This window comes from Candidatus Stygibacter australis (assembly GCA_030765845.1).
Lineage (GTDB): Bacteria > Cloacimonadota > Cloacimonadia > Cloacimonadales > TCS61 > Stygibacter > Stygibacter australis.
The window spans coordinates 1-18,445 of record JAVCDJ010000262.1; the positions used below are offsets into that span (position 1 = coordinate 1).

An 18,445-nucleotide genomic window follows, 5' to 3' on the forward strand; every position below is an offset into this window, starting at 1 on the left:
GGTGAATATTGCCAGGATGGGATGCTGGAAGCCATTGCTAATACATTCCCTGCTGCCAAGGTAGAAAGATTCAAATTCAGTAATTTGCTTTTTTCAGAAGAATTAGAACAGGAGTTACAAGAAGAGGAACTGGCTGCTTATGTGATACCTATATCACTTGCCTGCAAGATATTATTCAGTAAATCAGCTCAATTGCTCCAGACAAATTTCCTGGAGAAGAAGATCATTAAAAGTCAGAAAATGGTTCAATTTTCCTGGCATAGTGTTTTGATGTTAGCCATATTATTAGGGATCAGCTTCTCATTCACAAATAATATACTGGATTTGCAAAGCCAATTGAATACCCTGAAAATTCAGCTTGAGAACAAAAAGGCTGAATATGAGAAAGTAAAATCTGAGCACGACCCGGGACCTGAAATTCAAAATGAGATCCAGCGGTTAACAGCACAATTTGAAAAAATGAAATCGCTTTATAATAATAAAGCAATCTGGTCACAAATCATGGAAAAGCTAACTCTGGAATTTGAGAAATATCCTATCAGCTGGTTATCAAATATCCAGGGTAATCAGGAAGGATTTACGATTTTGGGATCAACCACTAAACGTGAGAATATAGTAAAAATATCCGATTGTTTCCCTGATGGTACAATAAAAAGCGTTATGTCAAATGAATGGGAGACGAGGACTATCTGGGATTTTGAGATCAGGTACAGTTATTTACCGGCATTGCCAATAGTACAAAGCTGGAGTGATAAAAATTCCCCGAAAGTTGTTGAAGTTTCTGATCAAGATAAAGTAAAGGATGAAAGCATCCAAAAGCCCAGGAAAACTAAGCGTAAGATGGATCCAATATATGAAAAATATCGACAAATATCAGAAGAATACAATCAATATCATCATGAAGATATGATACTTCATGCCCAGGAATTTATTAAAAAGTATCCTGAGAGTTCTTTAGTGACAAATTGTCGTTATTTAATTGGTGAAATAAAATATCGAAATGGTAAGATCAAAGAAGCTGAAGACCTGTTTGATCAGGTTTTGAAAGTGGATAGTCCGATGGAACCTTATGCTTTATATCAGCTTGCTCAAATATACACACAGACTGAGAGACCATACCTGGCGATTGTCAATCTGAATCTGCTTACAAAAAAATATCCTCAAAGCGATGTGGTTTCCAAAGCTGAAATCTTATTAAAAAAATTGGCGGCTTATCATGAATAATGCTTTAAGAATAACATTGATTGTATTTGTTCTTTTACTGCTGGTTCTTGTAGGAGGCACATTGTACAGGAACCAAAATCAAAAGAAGATAACCGCAATAACTCTAAGTATTACTGATCTGGATAAAAAAATCCAGAAAATTGGTGAAGAGTTCGCTCAAAGCCTGGAGTTGAAAAAGGAATTAGAAAGGGTTAAGGAGCAGGTTGATAAATTCGACAAATCAATTTCTAAGTATGACAATCCTCCCATTACTTATGATTATTTACTTAATATCCTTGCGATGATGAAAGATGATCTGATCTTCAACTTCACTTATTCCGGGCAGAAACAAGATGCCGGGATGGTATTAAATTCCTACTTAATAAAAGGATCAGCAAGTCTTAATCAAGTATATCAGCTTGTATCCCATCTTGAGAAGCAAAAAACCATATATTATGTTTATAATCTGGCAATTACTGCCCCAGAGATCACTGCCTCAGATACAATAAACTACTCGTTCATGGTAGATTCAATCAGTAAAAATGCAGTCCCGCAAAAAGTTGATCTTGAATTAAAGAAGATCAGTATTAATCACAAGGTAGGAAGATTGTTTACCTGTGGACTGCTGGAAGAGAAACTTGCAGCAGAAAAAGCGATCAGGGAACGTAATTTTGGGTTAATTAATTTAAATAATCTAAGTTTGATAGCAGTCAGGGGAGATGATGCCATCTTCCGTGATAGTCAGGGAATATTACATGTTCTTATTTCTGGAGACGAGGTCAAAGATGGACTTTTGACCGAAATTGATGAAGAAAATGGAACTGTGAAATTCATGATGGATATGGGTAATGGAAAGAAAGAAGAAAGGGTTTACAATATTGGAAGTGGAGGTAAGCAATGATCAGGTCAAAAAAAGCAGGAATTCTGATTATATTTCTAATCCTGATAACTTTACAACTTATCGGTCAAGAAAGCAAGAGTGAAACAATCTCATTAAGCAGGAATACTACAATCAATGATGCGCTAACTACTATTGAAGTAATTTCTATCAGAACTGAAGGGAGAAAGATCTACAATCTTTCCTCTTCTAATTCTGCTATAGGAATTCCAATAAAAAATATTAACTGGAAGGATGCACTTGAGATAATTTGTAAGATTCATAATTTAACGATGGAAGAACGTGCAGGTACAATTATGATCAGCGATGCAGAAGCAACATCCGGTGAAGGAAAAATGAGATTGGACAACCGGCAGGTGAAGATCAGTGCATCAGTTTTGGAGATAAAGAAGACTGTGGCAGAAAATATTGGGATCAATTGGTCTTCTATTATAGATGGAGCAGTTGATTTTTCTGGAAATCTGAGCTTTAACGGTGCCACTGCCATTGGTTCTGATCTATTCCAGATAGGAGGAACAACTACTACAGAATCTGGAGATCAGACAATATCTGTTGATGCTCTTATGGCAATTCTGGAAGAAAATCAGGATGGCAGGGTGTTAGCAAAACCCTCTATTAATGTAGATTCCGGGAAAAAAGGATTTATTCAGGTTGGTAAGGATTTCTCCATCAAATCTGTTGATGATGCTGGAAATACTATTGATCAGTTCTTTTCCACTGGTGTAATTCTGGACGTTACTCCCACGATAATTACTGATGAAGATGGTAATGAAGCGATCAATATGAATATAGTGGTAGAAAGATCTTCTGCTATTCCCGGTGAAGTTTCTACTGAAATTACCAGGAGTAAAGCAACAAGCTCTATTACTATGTATGATGGTGAAGAAACTACCATCGGCGGGTTATATGACAAGGATGAAACCACCTCACGTGGTGGTGTACCGATTTTAAAAGATCTGCCCTGGTGGGTTTTTGGAATAAGATATCTTTTTGGTTATGAAATGAATAGTGTGACGGAAAAGGAACTTGTGATCATTATTAAAGCGGAGTTAATTGATTCGGTACTGATCAGAAGTACTAAAGAGTAATATTATGAAATCTTATAAACTGGTGTTTTGCTCAATTATAATTGTTTTACTTACCCTGTTTATTCTGGGAGGATGTGGTTCTACTACTTCCCCAACCGGTGAAGATTATCCGGTGGGTTTGAGCATAGAAAAACTTACTAATTTCAGTATTAAACTCACCTGGATGTATGAGCCTGCAGATTCTGACACACTGTATTATCAAATTGCCAGAAAAATCGGTACTGTTGACTGGGAAGAAAACTATATGATCCTTGAAAGCGATGTCCATGAAGCAATTGACTATATACCCACAAGCGACAGTTTGGTGTATGCTTACAAGGTCAGATATTATAATGAAATCCTGGGGACAGTTTCTCCTTATTCTGAGGTTGTTGCATATTTATCTGAATATACTTATCCCACTGACATGGTGATCAATCAGATTTCTCAAGAGACGCTGGAAATCAGCTGGCTTGATCATTGTCAGGGTGAAGAGGGTTACATATTAGATAGAAAGGTCAATGATGGTGAATGGGAAAATGGATATGTATTATTAGCACCTGATAATACTCAAATAACCGACAACGTGAATATCTTTGATACTATCACATATCGTGTTTATGCCTATATTGGCACATCTGTGACTGACTACTTAAGCAAAGAACAACTTGCTACTTTGCTGCCTCCTTCAGGATTATCAAGCACAATTCCTGATTTAAATAAAATCAGGTTGACCTGGCAGGATAACAGTGATGGGGAAGATGGTTTTATTATTGATAAAATGACAGGTGAACAGGATTGGGAAACTGATTATACTATTGTTGATAGCAATATAACTACTTATGTAGATGATAATATCTTACCATGTGGAGTTCTAAAATACCGCATCAAAGCGTTTAAAGATCAAAACTCTTCGGGATATTCCAATATAGATACATTGTTCGTGAATCTGGAATTTATTGGTTCTTATGCAACTCCTGGTTCTGCTTTGCAGGTATTTCTTCCCGTAGAAAATTATTATATTCCTGAGTGGACGGCTTTTGTGTCTGACGGATACCAGGGTCTGGCTGTTCTGGATTGCAGCAATCCTTCCAGTCCTTCTCCTATTACTACTTACCAGGATTTATGGGGAGACAGGACTTTATCATCATTTGTGTCAGAGAATTTTCTCTATGTAGCAACTCAAAGTCTGGCAAATGCGGTAGGTGGTATTCAGAAAGTTGATATCACGAATATGCAATCACCTGTTATTTCCAATGTAACAGAAACGGTCGGCATACCCAAAGACGTTTATGTAGAAGGTGATTTCGCCTATGTGGCAGAAGGTAGTAACGGAGTGACAATAATGTATATTGCTTCTTCCATTCCATCTTCTGTCTCAAATATTCCACTCAGTGATGCACGAAAAATATTTGTTCGAGAAGAAAATGGCACGGTGTATGCTTATGTGGCAAATGGCCTTAATAATGGTTTGGTTATAATTGATGTTACTGATCCCTACAATCCGGTTCAGATCTCTGATCTGCCCCTGGAGGGATTAGCAAATGATATTTTCGTTATCGATAATATTGCCTATCTTTCTAATGGAGAGAAGGGACTTGAAATAATTGATATCAGCAGTATTACTGCACCCTTTGTAATCAAGAATCTAACTACAGGGGGGTTTGTAAACGGAGTTTTTGCCGAAAATAATTATGTATATATATCAGATATCGAAAAAGGATTTCATGTTATAGATTGCTCTAACCCATCCAGTGCCTATATTCTTGGCAGCCTGGAGATGATAACAGAACCTCTTTCAATACATATAGCTGGAAGTTATGCATATCTAACTGACAGCGAAGGTATTAAAATAATAAAAATTAAACCATAATTTTATCAGGAGGATAAAATGAAAAGTACTATATTAATTGTTTTATTGTCTTTGGTTTTTGTACTTTTTGCTGATACTGAAGTACCAGCCGGATCTGTTAACGGAACCTGGGATTTTGCCGGCAGTCCTTATAATATTAATGGAGAGATCCAGATAGACACAGGAAATACATTGGCTATTGAACCGGGTGTAGTAATTAATTTTACCGGACATTACAAATTCATTGTTCAGGGTAGAATTTTGGCAGTTGGTAACGAGAGTAATGCGATTAACTTTACGGCTGATAATCCAGTAACCGGCTGGCATGGTTTAAGATTTATAGATACAACCACAACCGGACAGGATATTTCTCAATTAGTATTTTGTAATTTTGAATTTGGCAGGGCGATAGGCGTTTCACCTGATTATCAGGGAGGAGCTATATATTGCCTGAACTCTTCCGAATTAGAAATTCAATATTGTTCTTTCAGTGATAATAGTGCTACTACCGGTGGTGCTATGTATCTTCAAAATTCTAACATTGAATTAAACCATGTAGAGATAACGGGTAGTATTGCCAGTGGTGCTGGTGGGGGAATTTATCTGAACGGTTCTGATATAATTCTTACTAATGCCGAAATTACTGGAAATTCTGCTGTATATGATGGTGGTGGAATAAATTGTTTTGGTTCTGATCCCGTGCTGACAAGGGTTATTATTGCCGGAAATACTACTGAATGGAATGGAGGTGGTATTTCTATATTCAATAATTCCAGTCCTTCATTTGCAAAACTCACTATCGTTGATAACCTGGCAGATCAGAATGGATCTGGAATTGCCTGTTTGTATAACTCTATGGCCAGTATGACAAATTCTATTGTCTGGGATAATGCCTATAATGCAATTTATGTTGAAACTGGTACAACATTCAATGCCACTTATTCTGATTTGGAGACAGGTGCTGGACAAAGTTATTTTGGTGAAGGTTGTATTTCAGCTGATCCACTTTTCACTAATCCCTATATTGGAGACTATTCTCTATCATGGGTGAATATGCCAACACATGATGACACAATGTCTCCCTGTATTGATAGCGGTGATCCTGACAGCAGTTTAGATCCTGATGGAACCATAGCTGATATGGGGGCAATATTTTATCCTCAATCCGGGATTCAGGGTCAGGTGGTGCTCATTGGCGGTAATGGTCTCGTTTCTGATGTAGAAGTTACTGCTGCTTTGATCAGTCCTCCCTATACAGAATATTCTACAAATCCCGAAAATGATGGGTTTTATATGATCAGTCTGCCTTCCGGTACTTATGAAGTTACTGCTGTTTTAGATAGTTACAGTACTGAAACCATTGAGGAAGTAATTGTTGCTGACGAACTGGTTACTCTTGATATTGAATTAACTCCTCCTCCTCCGGGAGAAATTGTAGGTGAAGTTGAGGTGGAAGGTATTGGTGATCCTGAATTAGTTTTAATCCAGGCTGGTTCTATCTCTACCTATCCTTATCCTGTTTATGATATTTATACAAATCTGATAATATATTATGAATATACTTTAGGTATCGGTCCAGGTGTATATGATGTTACTGCATCATTGGCCGGATATGAAATACAAATTGCAGAAGATGTAATTGTTACTTCTGGCCAACAGACAGCCGATATTGATTTTTACCTGCCTCTGGTTCTTAATGAAGGTACAATATCCGGAATTGTAACTCTGATCGGAGGTTCGGGAGATATTGAAAATGTGATGATTTCTTCTGGAGATAATTCAGTTTTTCCTTCCCCTGATGGCAGTTATGAGCTGATAGTTCTAAATGGGGTTTATGATGTTACAGCTTCTCTGGAGGGATATTCTACACTTACTCAAAGGAATATCAATGTAATCGCGTTTCAGATTACACCAGATATAGATTTTGATCTTGTTGATGGCTGGGAACCAATTGAAGGTACTCAATATGGAATGGTTTTATATGCCACGGTCACTTATGATGGTGGTTTTCTTACTAATGAGGGCAATAATCAAATGGCTGTATTTGGGTATGATGAAACTGGCACTATAGAGCAATGCCGTGGTAATGCCACCTGGATATCCGGCAGTCATTTCTTCTGGGAAAATTATTTTGAATTGGAAGGCTTCTGGTATATCACTATCGTAAGCGATGATATCAGCGGCACAGACCTTCTCTGGTTTGATTTTTATAATTCAGAAACCGGATCGATCGATGAATGTAATGAGATGATCTTCTTTGAAGATGGAGTTTATGACTTAGGAATTAATCTCACCATTGATTCTCCCCTTACAGACGTCACCTATGATCTAAATGAAGGCTGGAACTGGGTATCATTTAACCGGCTTCCGGTCAGCAGTTCAATAGCAAATGTGTTTAGTGAGCTTACTGTTGTTCCTGATATTTATTATATTAAAGATCAAACTTCTTTTGCACAATATGATATCCCGAGCAGCACCTGGGTTGGTGGATTAAATTATATTAGCTGGAATACGGGATACAAAATTCAAATGCACAATGATTATGATGATTTCACTTTCACCGGTGAAAGAATAAATCCCTTAACCCATTCTATCTTTATCCAGCAGGGCTATAACTGGATCAGCTACATCCCTGATACTCCTTTAACTATTGCCGAGGCATTGCAGAGCGTTTCATTAACTGATAGTACCTGCATCAAAACTCAATCCCATTCTGCGGTATATTTTGGAGGCTGGATAGGTGATCTGGAAGTTATGGAACCAGGAAATGCTTATTTACTTAGCTGGCCTATTATCCCTTCTGAAGCACTCTATCTTACTTACCCTCCTGAATATCTAATTTCCCGCTCTCAACCTGAAACCAGTCAGGTATCAAATATTGCTGACTGGCAACTGGTAAATTCATACCAGTCTAATATGATCCTCATGGCACAAATAATTGCTGATGGTAATGTAATTGATGATGATAGTAATTATTCCGTAGGAGTATTTGATGATAATAACCGTTGCCGCAGCATTGGTAAGCTGGAAAATGATCTCTGGTATTTCACTATTGCTGGTGATGAAGCAGAACCTCTGGAACTTAGACTTTATGATAATACAACAAAAGCAGTTTATTCATCCCCGCAATCAGTAATATTTACCTCTGATAGTATCTCAGGAACACCAGATAAACTTCGTAGTTTCGATTTTACTACTGGAAATTTTCCTGTAAATACTCAAAATCTCCTTCTGAAGAGTAATTATCCTAATCCTTTTAATCCCACTACATCTTTCAGTTATCTTATTCCTGCCAGTGGACAGGTGAATCTCTCAATTTATAATGTAAAAGGACAATTAGTGGAAACTCTGGTAAGCTCTTATCAGGAAGCTGGTGAGTATTCTATTAGCTGGAATGCTGATAATTACAGTTCTGGTATCTATTTCTATCAACTTAACTGGGGAGATGAACATATTTCGCGTAAATGTATTTTAATGAAATAGATTGCATATTTCTTTAAGACCCCGGAAATCTCCGGGGTCTTTTTCGATTAAGAGAGTTAATATGAAAAAATATATCCTGATATTACTGATCTTCACATATTTGTTCCTTATTGCAAATCCACCTGACTGGGAACCCATAACCGGTACAGAATTCTCTATGATCCTCTTTGCCAGAATTGCTTATAATGATACTTTTTTCACCAGTAATGAAGAGAATATTGTTGCCGCTTTTGGCCCCGGAGGTGATTCTGATTGCAGATGTATTGCCGGATGGCAGGATTATGATCCTTACGGCTTCTGGTATTTCAATATTGTGGGCAATATAAATGGTGAGATGATCACATTTAAGTTTTATGACAGTGTCACGGATAATATCTATGAATGTCTGCAAACCTATGAATTTCAGGATAATGCCAATATTGGTTCTCCTACTGAACCTGCATTATTAAGTATCGATGCCAGCCTGATCACTGGAAATATCAGCTTGAGTACAACATCTCCTCCAGCAGGGAATATCCTGGATGTGATCATCACTAATGGCACATATACTGCTCATCCTAATATATATGGCAATTATCAGCTTTCTGCTGATCCCGGTACATATAATGTAACTGCATCTCTGAACGATTATAATCCCGTTACGATTACGGACGTCGAAGTTCTCGAAGGTCAGCAGACAATAAATATTGATTTTAATCTTATTGACTGGGTTACAATTACAGGAACTCAATATAATATGGTTTTCATGTGCCAGGTGTTTATAAATGATGAGCCGTTTGAGGGTGATATTAACAATCATCTGGCTGCTTTTGGTCCCGCCGGTATTGAGGATTGTAGAGGAGTAGCTGTCTGGCAGGAGGCAAATCCACCTTACTGGGATGGTTACTGGTTTTTCACGATCGTGAGTAATACCCAGGCTGATAGTATATATTTCAGTATATTTGATAGCAGCAGCGGAAATGTATATGAATGCCAGGAATCAATTTTATTTGAGAATGATGCCACAATAGGCTCACCGGATGAACCTTTTGAGATAAATGTAGATCTGCATGTGATCCAACATATAAACCCGGAGCCAGCCTGGAACTGGATATCATTCAATGTTCACCCCCAGGATATTGCCATTGAAAGCGTTTTTGCTCCTTTGGAACCCTTTGTCTATCAAGTGAAGAATCAGTTGCAATCTGTGATATATTACGAAAGCATTGATACCTGGCTGGGTGATCTTTCTCAGATAACAGATGGTGAATCTTACTTGATCTATATGTCAAATACCTATAATGATTTCAGCCTCGAAGGTGTTCCTATTCCTGTTGACAGGCCTATCCCACTTACGGCTGAATGGAACTGGATCGCCTATTTCCCGCAATCTATTTATGATCTTGATATAGCGCTCAGTAGTATTGTTCCCGAGGTTATCCAGGTGAAAACTCAAGCTCAGTCTGCAAATTACATTGATCCTCCCGGGTATTGGGTTGGTGATCTTCTGCAAATGGAGCCTGGAATAGGATATAAAATCGATATGTCCTCAGCGGCTCAACTTATTTATGGCTCAAGGGATACTAATAATAATCCGCAACAACCACCAGCCACTGATGATCCTCCGCTCTGGGAACTGATCAATGGTACTCAGTATTCAATGGTCTATATGGCAAATATTATCCTGGATGGAGAAGCATTCACAGGTGATGATGAAAATCTGGCAGCAGCTTTTGGTAATGCCGGAGATTCTGATTGCCGCAGTATTGCTGCCTGGCAGCAGCCAAATCCTCCGGCTTATGACGGTTTCTGGTACTTTACTATTATTGGTAATACTGAAGGTGAAGATATCCAATTCCAGATCTATGATTCCTTATCTGATCAGGTATTCACAAGTCAACAATCTATAACTTTTGAAAATAACAACACAATTGGTTCACCCTTTGAGCCAGCAGAATTGATCTTCTATTCTTCCTCAGAAGATAATAATGAACTTCCTGACATAAATTCCCTGTGTTTAAATATTTATCCCAATCCTTTCAATCCCGAAACAACTATCAGTTTTTATCTGGATGATACTCAAAAAGTAAATTTATCCATTTATAATTTGAAGGGACAAAGAATAATAAATTTATTTGATAGTATATTACCGCAGGGAGATCATAAAATCGGCTGGGATGGGAAAGATAATCTTAATAAAAAAGTAAGTTCAGGAATCTATCTCATAAAACTCTCTTTACCTGAAAAGACCATAACAAAGAAAACCCTGTTACTAAAATAATTCCATCCCAACTAAGCAGAAGTCCTGATTTTTCTTAAGACCGCTATGTCCGCTAAGGCTTCTCAAATATCGTCCAGAAATCCTATTATCTGATGCTTGATCTCATCTCTCACTTTACGGGTTTCCTCCAGAACTTCTTCTTCGGTGCCCTTTAATGAAGAGGGGTCTTTAAAACTCCAATGTATCCTGCCATCTATCACCAGTCCCGGGAATATCGGACAGCGTTCAGCAGCAGTTTTATCACATACTGTGATCAGATATGAATATGATCTGCCTTCTTTAAAATATTCAAATACACTGTTACACTCATTACTTGAAATATCTATCCCGATCTCCTGCATCACCTTAACGACGTTAGGATTAAGCTTACCAGGTTCCAACCCGGAACTTTCGGCTGTATATCTATCGCCACCCAATTCGTTGCAAAAAGCTTCTGCCATTTGACTCCGGGCAGAATTATGTATGCATACAAAAAGAATTCTCTTTTTCATTACATTCCTCCGTATTCCAATATAATTCTACCCGTTATTTGTTAATTTACAATAAACTATATAGCCACATGGACATTATCCACCAGGATCGAGGGCATCCAGTTTGAACCAGTAGCATGAAGTGTATCTTCCACAGCATCTATCTTTTTCAGCATTTTATAGATATTACCTGAAACCATACCTTCTTTGAGCCTGCCGATGATCTTGCCGTTCTCAACATATAAACCCGGAGATACTCCCAGGGAGAAATCTCCATTAGGCAAGTTCCCGCTATGGGCTCCCAGCATACTTTCCAGGATCACTCCCCGCTTCATTCCCTGCACCATCTCATCAAAAGATGTATGACCAGGCTGTAATCTTAGACTGTGTAATACGGGAGATGGAAGAGAAGTTATTGAACCACGGATACCATGTCCTGTAGGTCTTTCATTTAATTTCTGCGCATAATTAAGATCATTAAATCTTTTCTCAAACACCCCATTTTTAATGATATTATGCCGATGACATACTACTCCTTCATCATCAAAGGGACGACATCCGGGATATTGCTCATCAAGAGGGTCAGTAAAAAGGTTAAGTTTCTCATCAAATATCCTGATACCCAATTTTTCTGCGATAGGAGTGATCTTATCGTAGTAACTGCGTGAACTGGTACCCAGGGCAAGACGCCAGGTGAGTGCAAACAAGGTGGTTGGAGCAAATAATACCTGCATTTCTCCACCTTCCGGTTGGACTATATTTTTTCCTGCTTCATATTTAGCGATGACCCTGTCCAGGATATCATGATCAAGAGACTTAAATGTTTTATCCATTATGCAATAGCTGATCCCTGATGCACTGCCGGGATACACAAGAGTAAAATATATGTAGTAAGTACTGTCCTGATGAGTCAGATCAGTACCATTTGAATTGATCACTTCAAAACTGCTGATGTCTTTTCCGGCATATATTTCCGATTCAGCATCAGTTCTCGTCTTGATATAATCACTCACACTCTGACATTCATCTGCCATTATATCTGCATTAAGATCCTCTATACCCGCATCATAACTCTCCAGACTCTCCACCAGGGGACTGTGAGGAAATTGATATTCTGCATTTACTCCACCCAGCATGGAATTCTCGGCATTCTTGATGAGTTCATCATTTGAATGAAGATTTCTGGTATAGGCGAATCCAAGGGTATTATCTCTGATCGCTCGCATACTAATTGCTGATTGGATTTTATTATCAATATTTTGCAAGGTAGAACTCTGGAACTGGATCGATGTAGATTCATTTTTGCCTTTGAAAATTTCCACCTGATCAAAATTTTCTTTCGCTGATTGCAGTAAATTTTTCATTAGTTACCTCCGATCACAAGATTTTTCACTATGATTTGCGGTCCACCAAAGCAGGAGCGGATATTAGTTTGTCCTTTACCACACCCACCGCGTTTAGTGAATTGCAGATCATTACCAATAGCGGAGATATTCTGCAATGTTTCATAAAGATTTCCTGAAACATTGATATCACGCACCATTTTTCCAAGTTTACCGTCTTTCACCTCATAACCATATTGAGCACCAAAGGTAAAATTCTCACCAGCGGTTTGACCGCCCTTAGGATCACAAAGGTAAATGCCGTCTTCAAGTTTATGTAATAGCTCTTCAAAACTGTCTTCACCCTTTTCTATATAAATAGTACCCATCCGAATTATTGGCGCATAACGGAAATCTTCGGCTATATTATGACCACTGACTGGTTCTCCAAATTCTTCCGCTGTCCGTCGCGAATGCAGCCTGCCAGTCAATACGCCTTCTTTCATTAATTGCACGTTTCTCACAGACACACCTTCATCGTCATACTTATAAAATCCCAAAAGTCCTTCCTGGGTGGCATCATCTACTATGTTCACTAAATCCGAACCAAGCTTGCTGCCTATTTCCATTTTCTCGCGCATGGCTGGAAGAGATTCTATCAGGTCTGCTTCAGAAAAATGTCCAAATGCTTCATGGGTAAACACACCAGTCATCATATGATTCAAGATACAGTTATATTTCCCACCCTTGATCGGCTCAGCTGATAACAGATCAATCGCTATACCTGCTCTTTTAGCAAAATTATCTTCCTGTCCACGGATATTCTGGAAACCATCACTGCCACCGGCTGATATGCGCACATTCTGGATCACATTCCCACTTTTGCTTTTAATATCGCCTGATAATACCGTTGTAACCAGTTCCTCGGATATCTCACTCCCTTCACTACTTACGAAGTACTTCTCGCGAATGATATCTGCATAACCCAGTTCGACATTGATTATTTTCTCCTGCTGAAGTGGTATCTTCACATATTTCTTCATTAAAGAGATTTTTTCATCCATGCTTATTTCTCGAGGATCTTCTACTAAAGGAGGTTTAAATTGATCTTTTACCACTCCTATTGCTGCCAGCTTCACTGGTTTCTTACGATATTTCCCCATCACGATTGCGCTTTCAATTGCCGATTTAATGGCTTTTTCAGCATCAACTAAGGAAGTAAAGGCTACTGCTGACATACCCCCTCCCTTCAATACCCGGATTACGTAACCATCCGTTAGACTGCTGGTTACTGCCGTAAGTTCCTCATTACTAAAGTGCAAGGCATTATCATACCTTACTTCATAACGAATATCGGAGTAATCAGCATCCACTTTCTGTAACAAAGCTTTTAATTTCTCAATCATAACTGCTCCTGTAATATTAACTCGGTACCTGTTGATTTTTACTTATTTGAATAATATAGTCAATTTAATTCTTGATAGATGATCAATTTCACTCGCATATTAAAAAAAGAGTAACCGGGTTACAGGTCATAAGACCTCCGGTTACTCCGATTCAGCATCGACACACCCGACAATATTACCTCCGAGTATAACGTGTGCGACGCTCATTCCAGATATTTATAATTCTATTCTTTTTCACTTTTCCCCCTTGTTTCTTCTACTTCACAAATCTTGCTTTCCGCTCATTCCACTGCTTCACAAAATCTCTTTTCTTCATTTCTCTGTCCCCCAGTTCCTTATTTTTAATAATATACATTGCAAGCAGTGTACCATCCTGAAAATATTTCAGAAAAACATTTCTGACAGAATGCCTATTATATAGATATTAAATAACTTAGCTATTGTAAGATAATCTATCTTATTCTTCTTAGTTCCGCAATTCATCTTATCATTATGATAAATGCGTCTGCTGCCATTATCATTATGATAATTGTTTAGATAACAAAGCAATATTGATAAGAAAAGAAATCTCAATAGAGAACTAACAACAAACGTAATATACCCAAATAAATGAATTAATTCATCACTCTACAATATCCAAAAATTCTCACAATTTTATTCAAAACTGCACCTAAATTCATATTAAATTCTCCTATAATGCCCATTTACTGCCAATAAAGTACCCCTTAGGTGCAACAACTCAACCCGGCATAACAAAAAAATGTCATGCCGGGTTGAGTTGTTCCACCTAAAGGGCACCTGGTAGCTGAAAAGAGAACAAATAGAACAGAATTACTATGAAGAAAAAGGTGAAAATGTTACTTTATTTGAGAAGAGCAAAATGGACAATATGGACTGACTGGACAATATGGGCTCTATGGATAGAAAACTAATTCGATGGAGACTATGGATTCGAGAATCGGTAGATAGTGTTTTTCATTTCCGCCCCACTTGCGGATTACCGCCAGCGGTGCACATCTGATTAGAGGGAATGATCCGAATATTTACTGAGTCCATCTTACTTTAATGTCTATCAAGTCCATTTTGTCTATCAAGTCCATTTTGTCTATCAAGTCCATTTTGTCTATCAAGTCCATTTTGTCTATCAAGTCTATTTTGTCTATCAAGTCCATTAACTTTCAGATTTTGTGGAAAAGCAATTGATAAAGCAGGTAATCATAGGTGATAACACGGTAAACTTTGTTGACAATTTTGGTAGAAAATATATGTAAGAATGAGCTATAGTAAAGTAAAACGCTGAAATAGAACAATAAGTCAAGTATGTATTATGTGGAACGAAATATGCTTATGATAGAAATAACAAAGGGTGACAAAGTAAACATAAGTGAGAAAGGGCTTAGCTGAGTAAAGGCAACAAAAAGAAAATAAAACTTGACAAGGGATTGGATGTTTATAGCTATTTGCTTTGAGTAAAACATTTATTTTGCTGGAGGTTTACGATGAGAGTGTTATTTGTTATTTTATTTTTGATCATGTTACCAGTACTGCTGTCTGCTGAATTTGAATCGCTGCAAACAGTCATTGATTTAGGCGGTGTTGAATATTTTTATTATGATAACTCAGGTGGCTGCAGTATTGCGGGAGATTACGTAAGCTATGCAGTGGTGAAAATTAATCTGACAGATGATGTGAGCTGGCTGGAAATATATCGTTCGGATGACGGCGGCGAAAGTTTCACCGTCAGTGAAGTGATAAGTTGGGATAGTTTACCGGAGATATTAGAAATTAACTGGTATATTACGGCAGATAATTATTATCAGAAGCCAGTAATATTTACTTCAGAGACGGGAAGTTTACAGATATTTTATGAAGATGTTGAAACAGGCGAATCGATGTTAGCAAGTGCTGAAGAATACTGGGGCGTGTTCAATATTACGGCATCACCATTTACAGATATGTATAATGACCCTTTTTTATGGCAGGATGGAGAAGAATTATGGAGCCTGGGTTTATCGCCCAGCTCCATTCCGGTATGTTGTTTTCAGTCTTATATGGGCAGGATGATCAGCGTGAATAGTACCGAGGAATCCTGGGATGTTCTCATGTTTTGGGGACCAGATGTATTTGATGGCGAAGTATATACTAATTCTGATATCTGGATACGTCAGATTGGTGGAGGAACAAATAACTGCTGGCCCACAATGAATGGATTAGTTATTAGTGGTGAAACAATAATGGATTTTGCAACAGGGGCTCCGGCAGTAAATAGTGCACCAATGGAAGATATATTTACGAGTGGATACCTGGAAGAATATGTAGCAGAAATGGGTGAGATAGAATTACAAGGAGCCGAGGAAGTGCGTGAGAACGGTTTTATACTGGATGCTTCAGCAGATAGGGACATTCTATTTGCCAAGATAGATGGCACAACAGCAACCTGCCGTTATGCTGATATTCTATATGAAGAGATGGAATTTACGGTTTATAACAGCTATCCTGACCCAATGCATCCAGAGTGGAGTATTGGAGATCCTATCTGGACGAATGTAGTGCAGGTGCCGCACATAGAGTGGGAAGATACTACATTTAATTTATCAGTGATTAATAGTTCAGTATTCTGTTATTGTGAGCTTTGGATAGAAGGAAGTGTGAGTGGAAATATGACCTGGGCATCTGCTGATACTATATATATCACAGATGATATCACATACACGAGTTTAACACCAGGGGAGGAAGTTCCTTTTGATTGTACTGATATGTTTGGCTTGATATCGGAGAAGAGCATTTTGATCAAATACAAGCACTGGGATCCTGATACGGAAGAGATAGAATCACCGAATTGTGATGATGTAATGCTATATGGCGCATATGCCGCATGTGGTGTAGCAGATCCCAATTCTGCTTACCCAGGCTATGAAGAGGGAGTATTCAGTTTTGAATATCAGCATCCTCATGGCAGCACGCCAGATTTTATGGGAGTGAGTCCTTTTACTGGTAATGATACTTTATTCAGTTACATTGATCTTCATAAATATGTGATGCCACCGGCAGAAGGCTATACTGGTGATCCGGAATTTATCTTACATTCCAATCATCCTGTTGTCGGTTATCCCTCCTGCGGGTACCCTTACGAAAACCCTGATTATGAGCAGGCAGAAGTTGCTCCTTATGGCACAGATAAGCCATTTTATAATCCTGTGTGGCCCGAAAGCAGTGAAGATATAGGATTTGAACGAGGATATTTAAATATTTATGGTTCAGTAGCTCAGCGTAGGGGTGGATTTTCCCACAGGAGTGGAATGGATCCTTCGAATCATGATGATAATTGTCTGATAGATGAGGGAGAGCATTTATATGGGGGAACTCATGAATCTGTGGGGTATGTGAAGACGTTTCATTATGATGAAAGGATGAATTATGAGATATACCCAGTAGATTTTACGGAAGTAGATAATTATTTTAAACAGTACAGCAGCAATTTTATGAGAAGTGATTTTGATATGGGTGAAGTCGACGAGATGGGTGATATGGAAATGAAAGCCTGGATATATCCGAAATTATTATCAGCAGATAATGAAGGTGATGAATATGTGGCACTTACGTATCAAGATCCAGATATAGCTCAGATCGTTTATAGTGAAGCTGGTGAGATATATAAGGAATTAGTAGGTTTTGAAGAATTGGATTACGAAATCAGAGAGGTTTATCGAGACGGAGATATGATCTATATTGAGACAAAAGAGTATTTATATAGCTATCAGTTAGGGAACAGTGGTCCACTGGAAGTGGTTGAAGAGATACTAGAGCCAGAGCAGTGGCATGGGGTGGAATGGAATTCTGCCGGAGTGGGGATATTGATGAAGATAGGAGAAGGCGATAATAACATTAATATTGAAAAGTACAATACAGAAACTGATGAATTTGAGCAACTTGTTAATTATGATCTTCCATCAGCAGAAATACTTAATGAGCTTTATGATGAGCTTGATTTTGCCTATCACGTGGTTGGAAATGGTAATGTAGTGGCAACTTATGCTCGTAGTGCAGATACAGAAGAATATTATCAGGAGCTTTATCAGATGCGGGGAGAGATTAGTATATTACCGGAAGGAGATGATGACCTGGTACCGCTGGCAAATGATCTAAGTATATACCCTAATCCGTTTAATCCTGAACTTACGGTGCATTATAATCTTGAAGAAGCACAGAGAGTAGAGATCGCAATCTATAATCTGAGAGGGGAAAAGGTGAAAACGCTTCTGAATGAGCAGGTAGCAACCGGAGCAGGTGAAAAGGTTTGGGATGGCAGTAATTCTCAAGGTTCAGCTTGCGGAAGCGGAGTATATTTTGTGCAGATGAAAGCAGGAGAGCAGCAATTAATGCTAAAGGCTGTGCTTTTGAAATAGAGGTATTTGAAAGAAAGAATGAAATATATAGATGAAGAGGAGTAAAAATGGGGGTAAGGTTGAATGATATAACTATAT

Annotated in this window: 10 protein-coding genes; 7 read left to right on the plus strand and 3 right to left on the minus strand. The window is 38.2% G+C overall.

The window, feature by feature from the left end; genetic code table 11:
- The 6 genes from RAO94_13035 to RAO94_13060 form a co-directional block, all read left to right on the plus strand.
- Positions 1 to 1,224 (plus strand): tetratricopeptide repeat protein (locus RAO94_13035; GenBank protein MDP8323266.1); only part of this gene is annotated, 1,224 nt, incomplete at its 5' end.
- A gap of 61 nt (positions 1,225 to 1,285) precedes the next feature.
- A complete protein-coding gene (locus RAO94_13040) occupies positions 1,286 to 2,104 on the plus strand; it encodes a hypothetical protein (GenBank protein MDP8323267.1) in 819 nt (272 codons plus the stop codon).
- The gene (locus RAO94_13045) at positions 2,101 to 3,189 is read left to right on the plus strand and encodes a hypothetical protein (GenBank protein ID MDP8323268.1); all 1,089 of its coding nucleotides are present in this window, start codon (positions 2,101 to 2,103) and stop codon (positions 3,187 to 3,189) included. The genes RAO94_13040 and RAO94_13045 overlap by 4 nt, the downstream gene beginning before the upstream one ends.
- Before the next feature lie 4 nt (positions 3,190 to 3,193).
- Complete coding sequence (locus RAO94_13050) at positions 3,194 to 5,041, plus strand: hypothetical protein (protein MDP8323269.1); 1,848 nt, start codon at positions 3,194 to 3,196, stop codon at positions 5,039 to 5,041.
- 18 nt (positions 5,042 to 5,059) lie between these two features.
- Positions 5,060 to 8,503, plus strand: a complete 3,444-nt coding sequence (locus RAO94_13055) for a carboxypeptidase regulatory-like domain-containing protein (GenBank protein MDP8323270.1) — start codon at positions 5,060 to 5,062, stop codon at positions 8,501 to 8,503.
- A gap of 61 nt (positions 8,504 to 8,564) precedes the next feature.
- On the plus strand, positions 8,565 to 10,763 hold the full coding sequence (locus RAO94_13060; GenBank protein MDP8323271.1) for a T9SS type A sorting domain-containing protein: 2,199 nt from the start codon (positions 8,565 to 8,567) through the stop codon (positions 10,761 to 10,763).
- Positions 10,764 to 10,825: 62 nt separating this feature from the next.
- Here RAO94_13060 and RAO94_13065 read toward each other — a convergent pair whose 3' ends face one another.
- The 3 genes from RAO94_13065 to RAO94_13075 are packed head-to-tail and all read right to left on the minus strand — an operon-like array spanning position 10,826 to position 13,961.
- On the minus strand, positions 10,826 to 11,254 hold the full coding sequence (locus tag RAO94_13065) for an arsenate reductase ArsC (GenBank protein ID MDP8323272.1): 429 nt from the start codon (positions 11,252 to 11,254) through the stop codon (positions 10,826 to 10,828).
- A gap of 56 nt (positions 11,255 to 11,310) precedes the next feature.
- Positions 11,311 to 12,597, minus strand: a complete 1,287-nt coding sequence (locus RAO94_13070; protein ID MDP8323273.1) for a metallopeptidase TldD-related protein — start codon at positions 12,595 to 12,597, stop codon at positions 11,311 to 11,313.
- A complete protein-coding gene (locus RAO94_13075; GenBank protein ID MDP8323274.1) occupies positions 12,597 to 13,961 on the minus strand; it encodes a TldD/PmbA family protein in 1,365 nt (454 codons plus the stop codon). Before RAO94_13075 ends, RAO94_13070 begins: the two co-directional genes overlap by 1 nt.
- A 1,499-nt stretch (positions 13,962 to 15,460) precedes the next feature.
- Here RAO94_13075 and RAO94_13080 point away from each other — a divergent pair.
- Positions 15,461 to 18,367, plus strand: coding sequence for a T9SS type A sorting domain-containing protein (locus RAO94_13080; GenBank protein MDP8323275.1), 2,907 nt, complete (start codon positions 15,461 to 15,463; stop codon positions 18,365 to 18,367).
- The last annotated feature ends 78 nt before the right edge of the window (positions 18,368 to 18,445 follow it).